Genomic DNA, 16,291 nt, shown 5'->3' with positions numbered 1-16,291 from the left:
TTTTAACGACTTCTACGTATACAATGCAATTCAACGAGTGACAAATAATAAAATTTTGCCATTCAACTATTTTTGTTTGTTAAGTGGCTGTTTTTGATTAGATTTGCAGATTATATGATGGTGTATTGGTTGTGTCACAAACTTAATTTCCATTTTTGCCTATGGACTTCTTTATCGTAAGTTGCTGAAAAATGTCGTTAATGCGAGCGATGTATAATCATACTTTTATAGATAAACTGAATATCAATGACTCAACTTTGGCTTAATGCTAGGATAAAAACAAAATAGAATTGGCTAGTAAAAAGATGAAACGTTGGTATCTACTTTATTGTAAACGTGGGGAGCAGGTTAGGGCGAAACAACACCTTGAAAACCAAGGTGTAGAATGCTTTTATCCAACTGTAGAAGTTGAGAAGATTTTGCGCGGTAAAAGACAAAAAGTCGAGGAACCGCTGTTTCCTTGTTACGTATTCGCTTACTTTGATTATGAGCAAGGGCCAAACTTCACCTCAGTCCGCTCTACTCGAGGTGTTGTTGACTTTGTGCGTTTTGGTGCTCAACCGAAAGAAGTTCAAGGTGACTTGGTCTTCGAATTGATGCAGCTAGAAAAGTGTTGTAATGACAATACCGTTTCTGAATGCATGCCAAAACCAGGCGATCAAATTAGAGTTAAAAGCGGTCAATTTGCGGGCATAGATGCCATCTTCCAAGAACAAGATGGTGAGAAACGCTCAATTATGCTAGTTCAGATGATCACCAAGCGTGTGCCTGTCAGCATAGACAATAGTGATTTAGATTTAAAATAGCCTAATTCCATCAAACATAAAAAGAGGTGCAAAAGCACCTCTTTTTGATCGTATCTAATTTTTTGTCTGTTTTAAAAGGGTTGGACGAACCAACCCTTATCTTTATCGTAGAGAATTAGTATGAGTCGTTGTGAACGGTCTGTACTGCACGACCTGATGGGTCAACACAGTTTTGGAACGATTCATCCCATTCAATCGCCTTCGCTGAAGAACACGCTACTGAAGGGCCTCCTGGTACACACTCTGCTGCTGATGGAAGTGGGAATAACTCTTCAAAGATTTCACGGTACACGTAGCCTTCTTTTGTCGTTGGCGTGTTGTATGGGAATCGATATTGAGCTGTTTCCATCTGCTGGTCTGTCACTTTCTGTTCTGCTACTTCTTTCAGCGTATCGATCCAGCTGTAGCCAACGCCATCAGAGAACTGCTCTTTTTGACGCCATGCGATCGATTCTGGCAGGTAGTGCTCGAAGCACTCACGAAGGATGTGTTTCTCCATTTTACCGTTGCCACACATCTTGTCTGCTGGGTTCAAGCGCATTGCTACATCAATGAACTCTTTATCTAGGAAAGGTACGCGTCCTTCAACTCCCCATGCTGCCAGCGACTTGTTAGCACGAGCACAGTCGAACATGTTCAGAGCAAGCAGTTTACGCACAGTCTCCTCGTGGAACTCTTTCGCGTTTGGCGCTTTGTGGAAGTAAAGGTAGCCACCAAAGATTTCGTCAGCGCCCTCACCAGACAATACCATCTTGATACCCATCGCTTTGATCTTACGACCCATTAAGAACATAGGTGTTGATGCGCGGATAGTCGTCACGTCATACGTTTCAATGTGGTAAATCACGTCACGAATCGCGTCCAAACCTTCTTGAATCGTGTACGTCATTTCGTGGTGAACGGTACCAATTTGGTCGGCAACTTCGCGAGCTGCTTTCAGGTCAGGCGCGCCTTCTAGGCCAACAGCAAAAGAGTGCAGTTGAGGCCACCAAGCTTCAGACTTTTCATCATCTTCAATACGCATCGCTGCAAAGCGTTTTGCTACCGCAGATGTAATAGAAGAATCTAGACCACCTGAAAGAAGCACACCGTAAGGCACGTCAGTCATTAGTTGGCGTTTAACAGCCGCTTCTAGCGCTTCCGTCAATTCTTCTTTGCTAGTGCTGTTACCTTGTACTGCTGCGTACTCGTTCCAGTCACGAACATAGTAACGTGTTGGCTGAGTATCTTTAGAGCTGTAGTAGCTACCAGGAGGGAATTCACTTACTGTTTTACATACTGGAACAAGAGCCTTCATCTCTGATGCCACATAGTAGTTACCATGTTCATCGTGACCTTGATAAAGAGGGATAATACCAATATGGTCACGGCCGACTAAATACTCATCTTTTTCTTCGTCGTAGAGCACAAAAGCGAAAATACCGTTTAGTTCTTCAAGGAGATCTGCACCCATATCTTGGTAAAGTGCAAGAATGACTTCACAGTCTGAATCGGTTTGAAATTCGTACTTTCCTTCGTAACGAGCACGAATTTCTTTATGGTTGTAGATTTCACCATTGACGGCAAGGATGAGCTTCTTATCAGGGCTGTATAGCGGCTGTGCACCACTATTTAGACCAACAATCGCCAAGCGCTCGTGCGCTAAAATAGCACGCTCTGAAGAGTAAATCCCAGACCAGTCTGGGCCACGGTGACGAAGTTTTTTCGACATCTCTAATGCGATAGGGCGCAATGCGGCTGCATCGCTTTTAATGTCTAAAATGCCAAATACTGAACACATACTACATCCTTACTAAACTAAACAATTTCTAATCGGTATGGTTTAAATTTGCCATTACTAATAAAAAAAGCAACGTTTTGTGATTAAAAAAATGATAAAAGGCCTTGTTGTATGGAAAATATTTAACTCAACCGTTGTTTTGGTGAATGAGATCAAGGTTTGGTATAAAAACTATACAAAAAAGGCTTTCTATCAATAGAAAGCCTTTCAAAAAATATCAGTGCTGTTGCTTATTTAATTGGTGTGAATTTAGGCTGAAGTTGTTTACAGACGTGTCGAGCAAAACCGCTACCAGCTTCACTATATATATTGAATGCTGCGTCAACGCCATTTTCAAGTAAGCCTTGCAATTGATCTGGGTATTCGGCGATAGCGGCAATTTGCCCCTTATATTTTCTGCGTTTAAGCTGCTCAAGTGCTGTTTGGTTACCTTGATGATGTGGCATTGCAAGCAGAACCAGTTTTACATGACCTGTATCTAAAATTCGCTCCCAGAAATCCGGGTCGGTGGCATCACCAGAAATCACATTTCTTCCTTCTGAACGATGATGATGTGCAGCGTCTTCACGAATTTCTATACCCAATGAAATTTTGCCATAGCGTGAGCGTAGCTCATCATAAGCGCCCGTTCCAATACGCCCCATACCTAAGATCAATACTTGGGCATGACCTGGGTTGATGAGTTGGTCGCGTTGATTGAGCTTTTCTACCGCTGTCTCTTGCAGCCACTTACCTGAATGTTGATAAATTTTATGGCTAAGGCGGTTAAGTGGCGCGGAAATTACAAAGGATACCGACACCGCAACCGCAATCGCAGCAAGCATATCACTTGGCATCCAGCCCATTTTATAGGCCAACCCTGCAACAATAAGACCAAACTCACTGTAGTTAAATAGTGATAAAGAGGCGAGCAAAGAGGTACGTACTCGAAACTTAAAATGATTAATAGTGACGAAGTACAAGAGTCCTTTGATTGGTAGCAGTAAGATAAATAGCAGGGCGAGAACGACGCCATTCACGCTCAATGAGGCGGATAAACCAATGTTTAAAAAGAAGCAGACTAAAAAGAGCTCCTTCATATTGAATAATGACTTGGATAGTTCTGAGGCTTTTGGGTGACCTGCGAGTAGCATGCCTAAAATTAGCGCGCCCAAGTCTGGTTTCATCCCGACCAACTCGAATAGCCCAGCACCGACAACAAGCGCGAAGAAAATACCGAATAGCACCAGCATTTCGCCGTGGCCAACTTTATCGAGCAGCTTATAGAATAGGGGACGAAGGAAAGGCAGTGCGAACAAACCGATGGCATACCATTCTGGGACTTTTCCGGTTGAAGCAGTCAGGAATACTACGGCAAAAATATCTTGCATAACCAAGATACCGATCGCGAGTGTGCCGTAGGTCGCGTTCATTTCGCCTTTTTCTTGCAATGCTTTTACGGCAAAAACGGTACTAGAGAACGATAGTGCAAAAGCTAAAAGCAGGATTTGGCTGCCGTCCATACTGGCTAGCGAAGTCAAGCCCAGTAGTTTTAAGCCGGATAACGCTAGGGCAAAAAAAGCGGTAGAGAGTATGTTGTGGGCGGTTGCCCCTCCCCATATTTCTTTGGACAGCAGGGTTTTTACATCGAGTTTGAGTCCAATAGTAAACAGAAGAAGAGTAACACCAAGATCTGCGAGAGTGACAATAACGTCATTGCTTTGGTAACCAAATGCATGCAAGCCAAATCCAGCTAGTAGAAAACCAACGAGGGGAGGGAGGCTGCATTTAAGCGCAATAAAACCAGCTAAAAAAGCGGCTGTAATTAGAATAATTTCCATACTGTTGAGCTGTATTCCTGATATACAAAAACGGGCTGTGAAAACACAGCCCGAGATTGTAACTCAATTGGTTGTATAAACTTAGTCTTCCAGTAACTTTTGTAACAAAACTCCGTTTAGCATAGCGCGTTTAATCATCGCAAATGCGCCCATCGTTGGCTGCTTATCAATGTGAGAAGCCACGATAGGGAGGTCGTTATGGAAAGTTTTAAGAGATTGATTCTCTACGTTGCGTTGAATTGCAGGGAAAACAATATCTTGTGCTGCAGTAATATCGCCAGCAATTACAATTTTCTGTGGATTAAATAAGTTAACCGTAATCGCAATCGCTTTACCTAGCTGGTTGCCCACTCGCACTAAACTCTGTTTCGCAAGTTCATCACCATTCATTGCGTGCTGACATACCGCTTCAATTGTGATGTTTTCAAGGTCGGTTAAGCTTGATTCGTATCCTTGAGTAATCAGTTGCTTCACTCGTTGAATAATCGCTGGGTTTGCAGCTACGGTTTCTAAACAGCCAAAGTTTCCACATTGGCATTGCTCACCAAGCGGGTCAATTTGGATATGACCAATTTCACCGACGTTGCGGTTAAAACCAAGAAAAACCTGGCCGTTAACGATAATACCTGCGCCAGTACCGCGGTGGACGCTAACCAAAATAGAATCCTGGCAGTCTTGGCTTGCTCCAAAGTAGTGCTCAGCCAACGCCATGCCACGTACGTCGTTGCCAACAAAGCATGCTGTATTAAACTTCTCTCCAACAATTTCACCGAGAGCAAGATTATCGATATCGGTATTAGGCATGTATTCGACCACGCCAGTTGTTGGGTTAACAAGGCCCGGTAAAGTGATGCCGATAGCGATGAGTTGATCAATTTTGTCTTCGCAACGGTTTACGAAATCTTTTAATAAATCGATAAGTCCTGCGATTAAGTCTGCTTGGTTAGTGTAGTGCAGTTCATGCTGATCTTCTGCCAGCGCGGTACCACCTAAATCGTATAAACTGAACTGTACGTAATCTCGACCTAAGCGAACGGCAATCGAATGAAAAGGTTTGACTTCAGTAGTCAAAGAGATCGCACGACGACCACCAGTTGAAGCTTGTTGGGCGACCTCCTTAATAAGGCCGCGCTCTAAAAGTTGGCGGGTTATTTTGGTAACACTAGCAGGCGCGAGCTGACTCACGTCCGCGACTTGAATACGGGAGATAGGACCTTGCTGATCAATCAGCCTATATACCGCAGCGCTGTTAAGCTGTTTTACTAAATCTACATTACCAATCTGTCCGCCATTCATGCTTAATTTTGCTCGTATTGTCCGTTAACAACCGTCGCTTTTACTTTAAAGTCACGATCGAAAATAGTCAGGTTTGCAACCATCCCTTTTCGAACTCGGCCAAGGCGATCCTCAACACCAATTGCTGTTGCTGGGTATAACGTGGCCATTCGTAGAGCTTCGTCTAAAGCGATCCCCGCGTGCTCAACTGAATTCTGAACTGCTTCAATCATTGTCAAAGCTGAGCCGCCTAGCGTGCCATTTTCATCAACACACTTACCATCTCGGTAATATACTTTCTTACCGACAAAAATAAAGTGATCAATGTTAGCACCTGCTGGAGCTGTGGCATCCGTCACCAAAACAAGCTTTTCACCTTTGATTTTATGAGCAATTCGGATGTTTGCGTAGTCGACGTGAAAACCATCAGCAATAATGCCAGCATATACGTCAGGAGTATCGTAAATTGCACCAACAACTCCTGGTTCACGACCAACCATTGGTGTCATTGCATTAAAGAGGTGTGTAGCAAAAGTAATGCCTGCTTCAAAGCTTTTACGTGCTTCGGCGTAGGTTGCATTTGTGTGGCCAATTGAAACTACGATGCCAGCAGCCTTTAATCGCGCAATATGCTCTGGGTCGTTATGCTCAGGTGCTAGTGTTACTTTCGCTACGATATCGGCGTTTGTGCAGATAAGGTCGATCATGCTTTCGTCTGATGGGCGAATAAAATCTACGTTATGGATGCCTTTTTTCGCGACGTTAAGGTAAGGACCTTCGAGGTGTAAACCAAGCGATTGATTTTGATACTTGTTGTGGTACTCACGAGCTGCGGCAATTGCAGTTCGCATATCTTCATCAGATGACGTAATGAGTGTTGGCAGGAAGCTAGTACAGCCAGATTTGAGGTTTGCCTGGTGCATGATTTGCATGGTTTCAGGGGTAATTGCATCGTTTAGCATTACACCGCCACAACCGTTCAACTGCAGATCGATAAAGCCTGGACTTAGATTAGCGCCTGCAAGGTCTTTTAGTTCGATGCTTTGAGGTAGCTCAGAAACCGGCACAATAGATTGAATAAGATCGTTTTCGATGATGACCGCATGATCGGTAAGAACATCACTACCGGTATAAATTTTACAGTTACTTAGCGCGTACATAGTCAGCTAGTCCTTATAGATGAGAATTCAATTTCTATATCGTTATCTAAGTAGAGACTGCTTCAGTCATATGGGTACTTAGTTTGTATCACTGAATTAGATAACGAGTCACATACAGCAAGTCGCGTTTTATCGATGTTATTGTCATAGTAACTAACTGAAAAGTAATAATTGTATGGTTTTTTATGATTCTTTTTCAGAGCAAAGTTACAGTGATTTACCCGCCTAGATACCAAAATAACACTGATTCTGCCTTGCATAAAGTGCGAGAATATTATCTTTAAAACGCCATTTTTTCGTATAATAAAATAAGTTTTATGATCTCGCTAGCAAAAACCTTCCGAAAGGGCAAATTGTGGTGATTATGATCACAAACGGTGAGCTTTTAATTTGCGGAGCAAAATTAATATCATAAACTTAGGATGACTAAATTGGACGGCTGAAATAAGTCATTCAACATAACATCTAATCCTATAGGGGGAACTTAAGGTGAACATTCTCGGATACTTCCAGAAGGTGGGTAAGGCGCTTATGGTGCCGGTTGCCACACTTCCTGCAGCAGCAATACTCATGGGTATTGGCTACTGGATCGACCCAAATGGCTGGGGCGCAAACAGTGCACTTGCTGCATTTCTTATTAAAGCTGGTGCAGCGATCATTGACAACATGTCAGTATTGTTCGCTGTTGGTGTTGCTTACGGAATGTCTAAAGACAAAGATGGCGCCGCTGCACTTTCAGGCTTCGTGGGCTTCTTAGTTGTCACAACGCTTTTGGCCCCTGGTGCAGTATCACAAATTCAAGGCATTGACCCAAGTGAAGTACCTGCTGCATTTGGTAAAATCAATAACCAGTTCGTAGGTATCTTGGTTGGTATTGTTTCTGCTGAGTTGTACAACCGTTTTTCTCACGTAGAGCTGCACAAAGCACTGGCGTTTTTCTCTGGTAAGCGTCTTGTACCTATCCTAACGTCTTTTGCTGGTATCGTTATTGCGTTCATCCTGATGTACGTTTGGCCATCAGTTTACGGCGGTCTGGTCAGTTTTGGAGAAAGCATTCAAGGTATGGGTGAAGCAGGTGCAGGTGTTTATGCATTCTTCAACCGTCTTCTAATTCCTGTTGGTCTGCACCATGCACTAAACTCAGTGTTCTGGTTTGATGTTGCTGGTATTAATGACATTCCAAACTTCCTTGGCGGTGCGAAATCATTAGCTGAAGGCACGGCAACGGTAGGTGTTACAGGGATGTACCAAGCGGGCTTCTTCCCAATCATGATGTTTGGTTTACCAGGCGCTGCTCTAGCGATGTACCATACTGCGAAATCAAAGAATAAAGAGAAAGTGGCATCTATCATGATTGCGGCTGCGTTTGCTTCATTCTTTACAGGTGTAACAGAACCACTTGAATTTGCATTCATGTTCCTTGCTCCAGGACTGTACGTTCTTCACGCAGCGCTGACTGGTCTATCAGTTTATATCGCGGCATCAATGCAGTGGATTGCAGGTTTCGGTTTCTCTGCTGGTTTAGTCGACTTAGTATTGTCGACTCGTAACCCGCTAGCGGTAAACTGGTACATGCTCATTGTACAAGGTCTTGGTTTCTTTGCGGTTTACTACTTCGTGTTCCGTACCGTGATTGTTAAGTTTGGCCTTAAAACACCGGGACGTGAAGATGATGAAGAAGCTTCATCTAACGTGGCTGGATCAAGCAATTCTTCAGAGCTTGCTCGTCAGTACTTGAAAGCACTTGGCGGTCATGACAACCTAAGTTCTATCGATGCCTGTATTACTCGTTTGCGCCTTTCTGTGAAAGATATGAGCGTTATCAATGAGAAAACTCTGAAAGATCTTGGAGCTATGGGAGTTGTGAAGCTAGGTACAAACAACCTACAAGTTATCCTTGGTCCACTAGCAGAGATTGTTGCTGGTGAGATGAAGAATGTATCTAAAGATGAAGACTTAAGTGGTGTTCAGTTACCAGCTTAACTGTTTAATAGTGGTGCGATTGTTTGTTATTGGTATTGCAAACAATTGATACTACAACATCGCAAAAGGCCTCCGCAGGAGGCCTTTTTTCGTTTAGGCCCTTTGAATCTGCTTTGCTTTCACGCCAACTCAATAAATATTGTCGTTTTAGAGCGAGTTCTTGTTGTCTAATTGCTTAGAATTGTGGATCATTAGGAACAATGTACTCTGTGAAACCATACTTGGATACAGGGTTCCGTTTTCTCTGACAATACTAATATTTTTGAGGTGCTATAGATGAGTGAAGCTGATGCTCGTCCATCAAACTTTATTCGCCAGATCATTGATAAAGATCTAGCGGATGGTAAACACACTAGCGTGCATACTCGATTCCCGCCGGAGCCAAATGGCTACCTGCATATCGGTCATGCTAAGTCTATCTGTTTGAACTTCGGTATTGCTCAGGACTACCAGGGTCAATGTAATCTGCGTTTCGACGATACAAACCCTGAAAAAGAAGACATCGAATACGTTGAGTCTATCAAGAAAGATGTAAACTGGTTGGGCTTTGAGTGGAGTGGTGAAGTATGTTACTCATCAAACTACTTCGATAAGCTTTACGAATATGCAATTGAATTGATTAACAAAGGCTTAGCGTACGTAGATGAGCTAAGTCCAGAGCAAATTCGTGAATACCGCGGCACACTAAAGGCGCCAGGTAAACCAAGTCCATACCGTGACCGTTCTGTTGAAGAGAACTTGGCGTTGTTTGAAAAAATGCGCGCTGGTGAATTTGAAGAAGGTAAAGCGTGTCTTCGTGCTAAAATCGACATGGGTTCTTCATTCATGGTCATGCGCGATCCAGTTTTATACCGTGTGCGTTTTGCTACGCACCACCAAACTGGTGATAAGTGGTGCATTTACCCAATGTACGACTTTACGCACTGTATTTCTGATGCATTAGAAGGCATTACGCACTCTATTTGTACGCTTGAATTCATGGATAACCGTCGTCTGTACGATTGGGTTCTAGACAACATCACGATCGAAAGCCGTCCACATCAATACGAGTTCAGTCGTTTAAACCTTGAATACACAGTGATGTCTAAGCGTAAGCTTAACCAGCTAGTTACTGAAAAACTGGTTAATGGTTGGGATGATCCACGTATGCCGACTGTCTCAGGTCTGCGTCGTCGTGGCTTCACACCTGCATCTATTCGTGAGTTTTGTAAGCGTATTGGTGTAACGAAGCAAGAAAATATGATCGAGTTTAGTTCATTAGAATCTTGTATTCGTGATGACCTAAACGAGAACGCTCCGCGTGCAATGGCTGTACTGGATCCTGTTAAAGTTGTTATCGAAAACTTTGAAGCAGGCGCAGTAGAAAACTTGACAGTTGCCAACCACCCAAATAAACCTGAAATGGGCGTGCGTGAAGTGCCATTCACGCGTGAATTGTGGATTGAGCGTGAAGACTTCCGTGAAGAAGCGAACAAAAAGTACAAGCGTTTAGTGCTAGGTAAAGAAGTTCGTTTACGTGGTGCTTACGTGATCAAAGCTGAGCGCGTTGAAAAAGATGCCGAAGGCAACATCACAACGATCTTCTGTTCTTACGATGCAGATACGCTAGGTAAAAACCCAGCAGATGGTCGTAAAGTGAAAGGCGTTATTCATTGGGTGTCAGCTGATAAAGCTCTTCCAGCGGAAATTCGTCTGTACGATCGTTTATTTACGGTGCCAAACCCAGGCGCAGCGGAAGATTTTGCTTCTACTATCAACCCTGAATCATTAGTTGTGATCAATGGCTTCGTCGAGCCTAGCCTAGCTTCTGCAGAAGCAGAAAAAGGTTACCAGTTTGAACGTATGGGTTACTTCTGTGCAGACTCGAAAGACTCTTCAGCAGATAATCTAGTATTCAATCGCACGGTTGGTCTACGTGATACCTGGGCAAAAATTGAGAATCAATAATCTCAATTAATGCTGAGAACGATGAAAAAATGCCAGCAAACGCTGGCATTTTTTATACCTAATCCCACAGAGTGCTATATAGATGTGCAAAACTGTGGAGAAAAAAGATGGGTGTTTAGTAGCTTTTGTTCTGTAACCAAAGTACTGACGTCTAAGGTACTGACTTCTAGAAACAAAAAACGCCAGCATGTGCTGACGTTTACTTTTTAAATTAACAAACCCTTATTTTTTCGGTTTGTGTGCATCTGGATTGTCTTTACAACCACCATCGCTACACTTGCCGTACAAGTATAAGCTGTGGTTTGTTAGTGTGACATTGTACTTAGCTGCAATCTCTTTTTGACGTTCTTCAATAAGATCGTCAGAAAATTCAATTACCTCACCACAGTCTAGGCACACTAGGTGGTCGTGGTGATGTTGAGTCGATAATTCGAAGACTGACTTTCCACCTTCAAAGTGGTGACGAGTTACAATACCAGCATCGTCGAACTGGTTTAGAACTCGGTAAACAGTTGCTAGGCCAATTTCTTCACCTAGATCAATCAACTTTTTGTACAAATCTTCAGCACTGATGTGCTGGCAGTCTGGCTGCTGAAGTACTTCTAGAATTTTTAGCCTCGGAAGGGTTACTTTTAAACCCGCATCCTTCAGCGCCTGATTATTATCTGACATATACTTTCCCGTTGGATCATCTGCAGCGATTTAACAGAATTCAATCTTCCTACCATTATAGGATAAGCGTTCGGAACATTAAACCACGAACTTCAAAGGGTTAATAGAATCTTTTTGTAAATTAGAAACAGGTCCATTATATTACAGCTCTGACCAGTTACAATTGTGTAACATTAAGCTTGGAGAGGGCAGGGATAGCGATGAATAGGCGACTAGCGAAGATATACAAACCAGGAATTGTAAAGTTCGCACTCAATATTTGGCCTCCTTTTTGGGGGGCGGGTATTAAAATCTTACATATTTCTCAAGACTTCCGTACTGTAAAGGTACGTTTAAAGCTTCGCTGGTGGAATAAAAATGCCAATCGCACCCAATATGGCGGCAGTATTTTCTCTTTAACTGATCCTATTTACTCGTTGATGCTGATGGGGATTCTACGAGAGGAATATTATGTGTGGGATAAAGAGGCAAGCATTAACTTTATTAAGCCGGGGCAAAGTGATTTGTTTGCAGAATTTGAGGTCACTGAAGGGATGCTGGAAAACATTTATCAAATGACACGGAATGGAGAAAAGTGCTTTCCTGAGTTTATTACTCATGTAAAAGATAAACAGGGGAATGTGGTTTCAGAGGTTCAACGCAAGCTTTATGTAAGAAAGAAACCTCAGTATCGCGAAGAGGAAGTACTTACCGATGCTGTGTGACAATACATACAAAAAGACCTCCAAGTGGAGGTCTTTGCATCATTCAATTTGATTAGCCTTCTAGCTCAGCTAAACACATCTCTTCATAGATCTGTTTAACCCAGCTTTCAACACGCTCGTCAGTCAATTCTGGTTGGCGGTCTTCATCAATACATAGACCTACGAATTGGCTTTCGTCACCTTCAACAAGTGCTTTAGACGCTTCAAATTCGTAGCCTTCTGTCGAGGTATGGCCAAGAATTGTGCCGCCTTTAGATTCAACGATATCACGGACTGTGCCCATCGCGTCACAGAAGTATTCTGCGTAGTCTTCTTGGTCGCCACAGCCAAAGATAGCCACTAGCTTAGTAGAGAAGTCGATTTGCTCAAGTTCAGGGAAGAAGTCATCCCAATCACATTGTGCTTCGCCGTAGTACCAAGTTGGGATACCTAGAAGAAGAAGATCGAAGTTATCAATGTCTTCTTTGCTGCTTTTCGCGATGTCTTGAACGTGAACTAGATGTTTACCTAGTTGCTTTTGAATCATCTTTGCAACGGCTTCAGTATTACCTGTGTCGCTACCGAAGAAGATACCTACACTTGCCATAGAGTCTATACCTTTACATTGTTTGTTATTGGCGATGCTACTAAGGGTTTAACCTAACCCTGAGCCTTCCCAAGTTAGCTGAATTACACCTTTTGCAATAAAGCCAGCACAGCCTAGGAAAAGGACTAACCACACAATACGACGACCAAAAACAGGTACATTGCCTTGCTTTAGCACATCTTTTATCGCCATCCCGATGAAAAAAAAGATAGCAGCAAAAAGAAGATCGAGCCCAATAGACTCGAGCATATCCATATAGTCGTAAAGCATTTTAGCCCTTCATGCCGAAAAATCTTGGGCGCACTATACCACTGTTAAACGGTAAAGTTAATGCACTACAAGAAGGGTTATTTCAATAATCTAGTGTTGCTTTTCGAATTTGTTAACTCGAAATGTATTTTCGAATGACTCTCATTACTTCTGTCGGTTTCTCGGCGTGTAACCAGTGACCAGTGCCAGCGATAATGTGTGCTTTAGCATGGTTAAATTGTCGCTTCACTGCCGGCTGATGTTCTGGCATTAAGTAGTCAGAGTCGCCGCCTTTGATAAATAAAGTTGGGATATCTGTTGGTGTGATTTCTTGCCAGCCAATAATTTGGTCATAATTCTCAAAAAGGCTCGGTACGTTAAACCGCCAATCCATCTTATCGCCATTTTTGTACAGTGATTTAGAGAGAAATTGTCTTACACCATCGAGTTCAATATGTTGAGCTAGGATATCCATGGCTTGCTGTCGATTTGCTGGTTTTTCATTAATAACAGCATGTAAGCCGTTAAAAACATTATCGTGACGGTTCGTAGTGTAGGCTACAGGCGCCATGTCGAGAACGACTAACTGCTTGACTACATTTGGAGCAATGTCCACAAGAGCCATCGCGACTTTTCCGCCCATGGAGTGACCAATAACAATAGATGGCTCAACGTTTAAGTGCTGAAGGAGCTGAGCCACATCTTTTGCCATATCGGTATAGTTATGGACTTCGGAGTGGAAAGAGAGGCCGTGATTTCTCAGATCAATACTGATCACCGTGTGATCTTTAATAAGATCGCGGGCGAGTAGACCCAGATTACTTAAACTACCAAACAATCCGTGAATCAAAACAACTGTTTGGCCTTGGCCTTCCTGCTTATAGTTGAGTAATGCTGACATTTTATCTTATTCGTGATGGGTTTAACGTGGAGTATCCGCGTGGATCTCGTTATAATCCCCCAGAGTTTAAACATTGAGAATGTGAAAAGCGAATGAAAACAATTGAGGTTGATGAGGATCTATACCGTTATATAGCTAGTCAAACTAAGCATATCGGTGAAAGCGCCTCGGATATTTTGCGACGCCTTTTAAACCTTGATGGTCAGTTGCAGGAAGCTAAAGCCGCGCCTGTAGTAGAGAAGCCACAAGGGATTGTAGTAAGTAAAGATGCGGGTAAAACGGAATCTGTTGATGTAGTGAAAGAAATGCGTTCGCTGCTTATTTCTGATGAGTTTGCCGGTCTAAAAAAAGCGATTGATCGCTTTATGTTGGTATTATCGACCTTACATAAATTGAATCCAGAAGGTTTCGCCCAGGCTACGAATGTAAAAGGACGCAAACGCGTGTACTTTGCAGATAATGAAGAAACCTTGCTAGCAAACGGTAATACGACCAAGCCAAAAGCCATTCCTGGCACACCGTTTTGGGTTATCACGAATAACAATACAAGTCGTAAAAGACAGATGGTTGAACAAGTGATGGCACACATGGGGTTCCAACCTGACTTAATAGAAAAAGTAACAGGTTCAATCTAAGAAACCTGATAGAAGCCTCATAATGCGTCGCAGTGAGCGGATATTATGAGGCTTTTTTAATTTTATTTGTATTGAAAGAAAGGATGTCAAACATGGCTATGCACCCTCGTGCTGGGCAAAAAGCGCAGCAGGAAGATCTTCACAATATCCCAGCACTCGTTGCTAACTACTTCTTACTTCAACCAGACGCGGCAAACGCAGAACACAAAGTTCAATTTGGTACTTCTGGCCACCGCGGTACTGCAGACAAGCACACTTTTAACGAAAACCACATTTTAGCGATCGCTCAAGCGGTAGCAGAAGTTCGTGCTGAGCAAGGCACAACTGGCCCGTTGTTTGTGGGTAAAGACACGCATGCGCTATCTGAGCCTGCTTTTTCAAGTGTGATTGAAGTATTGATTGCAAATGGTGTGAAAGTGATTGTCCAGCAAGACAACGGTTACACGCCAACACCGGGTATTTCACACGCGATTCTGACTTACAACATCAAACACGATGAAAAAGCAGACGGTATCGTTATTACTCCATCACATAACCCACCACAAGACGGCGGTATCAAATACAATCCGACACATGGTGGTCCTGCAGAAGCTGAGTTGACTCAAGCTATCGAAGATCGTGCGAACGAATTGATTGCTGAAGGTTTACAAGGTGTTAAACGCCTACCACTAGCAGAAGCAAAAGCATCGGATCTGTTTGTAGAGATGGACTTGGTGAAGCCATACATTGATGATCTGGTGAACGTTATCGATATGGAAGCAATCCAAAAAGCGAACCTGAAGATTGGTGTAGATCCATTGGGTGGCAGCGGTATCGATTACTGGCGTCAAATTGGTCAGGCATACAACCTAGACCTAACGCTAGTAAGTGAATCGATCGATCCTTCTTTCCAATTCATGTCGCTAGATAAAGACGGCGTTGTGCGTATGGACTGTTCTTCTCCTTACGCAATGGCGGGTCTATTGGCACTGAAAGACGAATACGATTTAGCATTTGGTAACGATCCTGACTACGACCGTCACGGTATCGTTACGCCAAAAGGTTTGATGAACCCGAACCACTTCTTAGCCGTTTGTATTGACTACTTGTACCGTCATCGTGACGCGTGGGGTAAAGACGTCGCTGTTGGTAAAACACTAGTTTCAAGTGCGCTGATTGACCGTGTTGTTGCGGATCTAGGTCGTGAGCTATGTGAAGTGCCTGTTGGTTTCAAATGGTTTGTAGACGGTCTGTACACTGGTAAGTTTGGTTTCGGCGGCGAAGAAAGTGCTGGTGCGTCTTTCCTTCGTAAAGATGGCACGCCTTGGTCAACAGACAAAGATGGCATCTTGCTATGCCTTCTAGCAGCAGAGATCACTGCGGTAACGGGTAAGAACCCTCAAGATTACTATGAAGAGCTAGCGGCGAAGCACGGTGAGTCGAAGTACAACCGTATTCAAGCTGTAGCAAATGGCCCACAAAAAGACGTATTGAAGAAGTTGTCACCAGAAATGGTTGCGGCTGAAACTCTAGCAGGTGATGCTATCACTGCTCGTCTAACGCATGCACCAGGCAATGGTGCTGCGATTGGCGGCCTTAAAGTAACGACAGCTAACGGTTGGTTCGCTGCTCGTCCATCAGGCACAGAGGACATCTACAAGATTTACTGTGAAAGCTTCAAAGGTGAAGAACATCTGAAACAAATCGAAGCTGAAGCACAAGAGATCGTTAATCAAGTGTTTGCAGCCGCTGGTTTGTAAAACATCCAATGGTCAATGTATCTAGCAAAGGGTT

14 protein-coding genes are annotated in these 16,291 nt (G+C 43.2%); 6 read left to right on the top strand and 8 right to left on the bottom strand.

Annotated features, from left to right (window positions below):
* Positions 1-305: 305 nt before the first annotated feature.
* A complete protein-coding gene (rfaH, locus tag R7P35_RS12575; protein ID WP_005382098.1) occupies positions 306-806 on the top strand; it encodes a transcription/translation regulatory transformer protein RfaH in 501 nt (166 codons plus the stop codon).
* Between the two features lie 115 nt (positions 807-921).
* On the opposite strand, the gene asnB is transcribed toward rfaH, so the two are convergent.
* From asnB to nagA, 4 genes are all read right to left on the bottom strand, one after another.
* Positions 922-2,586 carry an asparagine synthase B gene (gene asnB, locus R7P35_RS12570; RefSeq protein ID WP_005382100.1) on the bottom strand — a complete coding sequence of 555 codons (1,665 nt, stop codon included), beginning with the start codon at positions 2,584-2,586 and terminating at the stop codon, positions 922-924.
* 230 nt (positions 2,587-2,816) lie between these two features.
* Positions 2,817-4,406 (bottom strand): cation:proton antiporter family protein, encoded by a 1,590-nt coding sequence (locus R7P35_RS12565; protein WP_025766989.1) that lies wholly within the window; start codon positions 4,404-4,406, stop codon positions 2,817-2,819.
* Positions 4,407-4,487: 81 nt separating this feature from the next.
* Positions 4,488-5,702, bottom strand: coding sequence for a DNA-binding transcriptional regulator NagC (nagC, locus tag R7P35_RS12560; protein ID WP_025766988.1), 1,215 nt, complete (start codon positions 5,700-5,702; stop codon positions 4,488-4,490).
* Between the two features lie 2 nt (positions 5,703-5,704).
* Positions 5,705-6,841: an N-acetylglucosamine-6-phosphate deacetylase gene (gene nagA / locus R7P35_RS12555; protein ID WP_025766987.1), complete on the bottom strand. Its 1,137-nt coding sequence runs from the start codon at positions 6,839-6,841 to the stop codon at positions 5,705-5,707.
* Positions 6,842-7,330: 489 nt separating this feature from the next.
* Here nagA and nagE point away from each other — a divergent pair, with 489 nt between their 5' ends.
* Positions 7,331-8,824: an N-acetylglucosamine-specific PTS transporter subunit IIBC gene (nagE, locus tag R7P35_RS12550; protein ID WP_005384985.1), complete on the top strand. Its 1,494-nt coding sequence runs from the start codon at positions 7,331-7,333 to the stop codon at positions 8,822-8,824.
* A gap of 276 nt (positions 8,825-9,100) precedes the next feature.
* Positions 9,101-10,771, top strand: a complete 1,671-nt coding sequence (gene glnS / locus R7P35_RS12545; protein ID WP_005382124.1) for a glutamine--tRNA ligase — start codon at positions 9,101-9,103, stop codon at positions 10,769-10,771.
* Between the two features lie 222 nt (positions 10,772-10,993).
* On the opposite strand, the gene fcrX is transcribed toward glnS, so the two are convergent.
* Positions 10,994-11,443, bottom strand: a complete 450-nt coding sequence (gene fcrX, locus R7P35_RS12540; protein ID WP_005382141.1) for a ferric iron uptake transcriptional regulator FcrX — start codon at positions 11,441-11,443, stop codon at positions 10,994-10,996.
* A 200-nt stretch (positions 11,444-11,643) separates the two neighbouring features.
* Here fcrX and R7P35_RS12535 point away from each other — a divergent pair, with 200 nt between their 5' ends.
* Positions 11,644-12,147, top strand: a complete 504-nt coding sequence (locus tag R7P35_RS12535) for a DUF4442 domain-containing protein (protein WP_005382144.1) — start codon at positions 11,644-11,646, stop codon at positions 12,145-12,147.
* A gap of 52 nt (positions 12,148-12,199) precedes the next feature.
* Here R7P35_RS12535 and fldA read toward each other — a convergent pair whose 3' ends face one another.
* The 3 genes from fldA to R7P35_RS12520 form a co-directional block, all read right to left on the bottom strand.
* On the bottom strand, positions 12,200-12,733 hold the full coding sequence (gene fldA, locus R7P35_RS12530) for a flavodoxin FldA (protein WP_005382146.1): 534 nt from the start codon (positions 12,731-12,733) through the stop codon (positions 12,200-12,202).
* A gap of 48 nt (positions 12,734-12,781) precedes the next feature.
* Entirely contained in the window at positions 12,782-13,003 is a 222-nt protein-coding gene (locus R7P35_RS12525) for a DUF2788 domain-containing protein (RefSeq protein WP_005393038.1), read from the bottom strand.
* Between the two features lie 112 nt (positions 13,004-13,115).
* A complete protein-coding gene (locus R7P35_RS12520) occupies positions 13,116-13,883 on the bottom strand; it encodes an alpha/beta fold hydrolase (protein ID WP_017819953.1) in 768 nt (255 codons plus the stop codon).
* Positions 13,884-13,975: 92 nt separating this feature from the next.
* On the opposite strand from R7P35_RS12520, the gene seqA reads away from it, so the two are divergent.
* Together seqA and pgm are read left to right on the top strand one after the other, a co-directional pair.
* Positions 13,976-14,518 carry a replication initiation negative regulator SeqA gene (gene seqA, locus R7P35_RS12515; protein WP_005382149.1) on the top strand — a complete coding sequence of 181 codons (543 nt, stop codon included), beginning with the start codon at positions 13,976-13,978 and terminating at the stop codon, positions 14,516-14,518.
* Positions 14,519-14,610: 92 nt separating this feature from the next.
* On the top strand, positions 14,611-16,257 hold the full coding sequence (gene pgm / locus R7P35_RS12510) for a phosphoglucomutase (alpha-D-glucose-1,6-bisphosphate-dependent) (RefSeq protein ID WP_025766986.1): 1,647 nt from the start codon (positions 14,611-14,613) through the stop codon (positions 16,255-16,257).
* The last annotated feature ends 34 nt before the right edge of the window (positions 16,258-16,291 follow it).

It is taken from the genome of Vibrio sp. Vb0304 (assembly GCF_033338995.1).
GTDB lineage: Bacteria > Pseudomonadota > Gammaproteobacteria > Enterobacterales > Vibrionaceae > Vibrio > Vibrio alginolyticus.
The sequence above is the reverse complement of the archived record's forward strand: the minus strand, read 5'-3'. Positions and strand labels throughout refer to the sequence as shown.

Excerpts from the sequence above, each read along its gene's own strand:
- rfaH (WP_005382098.1), top strand. The coding sequence starts at position 306 with ATGAAACGTTGGTATCTACTTTATTGTAAACGTGGGGAGCAGGTTAGG.
- asnB (WP_005382100.1), bottom strand. The coding sequence starts at position 2,586 with ATGTGTTCAGTATTTGGCATTTTAGACATTAAAAGCGATGCAGCCGCA.
- R7P35_RS12565 (WP_025766989.1), bottom strand. The coding sequence starts at position 4,406 with ATGGAAATTATTCTAATTACAGCCGCTTTTTTAGCTGGTTTTATTGCG.
- nagC (WP_025766988.1), bottom strand. The coding sequence starts at position 5,702 with ATGAATGGCGGACAGATTGGTAATGTAGATTTAGTAAAACAGCTTAAC.
- nagA (WP_025766987.1), bottom strand. The coding sequence starts at position 6,841 with ATGTACGCGCTAAGTAACTGTAAAATTTATACCGGTAGTGATGTTCTT.
- glnS (WP_005382124.1), top strand. The coding sequence starts at position 9,101 with ATGAGTGAAGCTGATGCTCGTCCATCAAACTTTATTCGCCAGATCATT.
- fcrX (WP_005382141.1), bottom strand. The coding sequence starts at position 11,443 with ATGTCAGATAATAATCAGGCGCTGAAGGATGCGGGTTTAAAAGTAACC.
- R7P35_RS12535 (WP_005382144.1), top strand. The coding sequence starts at position 11,644 with ATGAATAGGCGACTAGCGAAGATATACAAACCAGGAATTGTAAAGTTC.
- fldA (WP_005382146.1), bottom strand. The coding sequence starts at position 12,733 with ATGGCAAGTGTAGGTATCTTCTTCGGTAGCGACACAGGTAATACTGAA.
- R7P35_RS12525 (WP_005393038.1), bottom strand. The coding sequence starts at position 13,003 with ATGCTTTACGACTATATGGATATGCTCGAGTCTATTGGGCTCGATCTT.
- R7P35_RS12520 (WP_017819953.1), bottom strand. The coding sequence starts at position 13,883 with ATGTCAGCATTACTCAACTATAAGCAGGAAGGCCAAGGCCAAACAGTT.
- seqA (WP_005382149.1), top strand. The coding sequence starts at position 13,976 with ATGAAAACAATTGAGGTTGATGAGGATCTATACCGTTATATAGCTAGT.
- pgm (WP_025766986.1), top strand. The coding sequence starts at position 14,611 with ATGGCTATGCACCCTCGTGCTGGGCAAAAAGCGCAGCAGGAAGATCTT.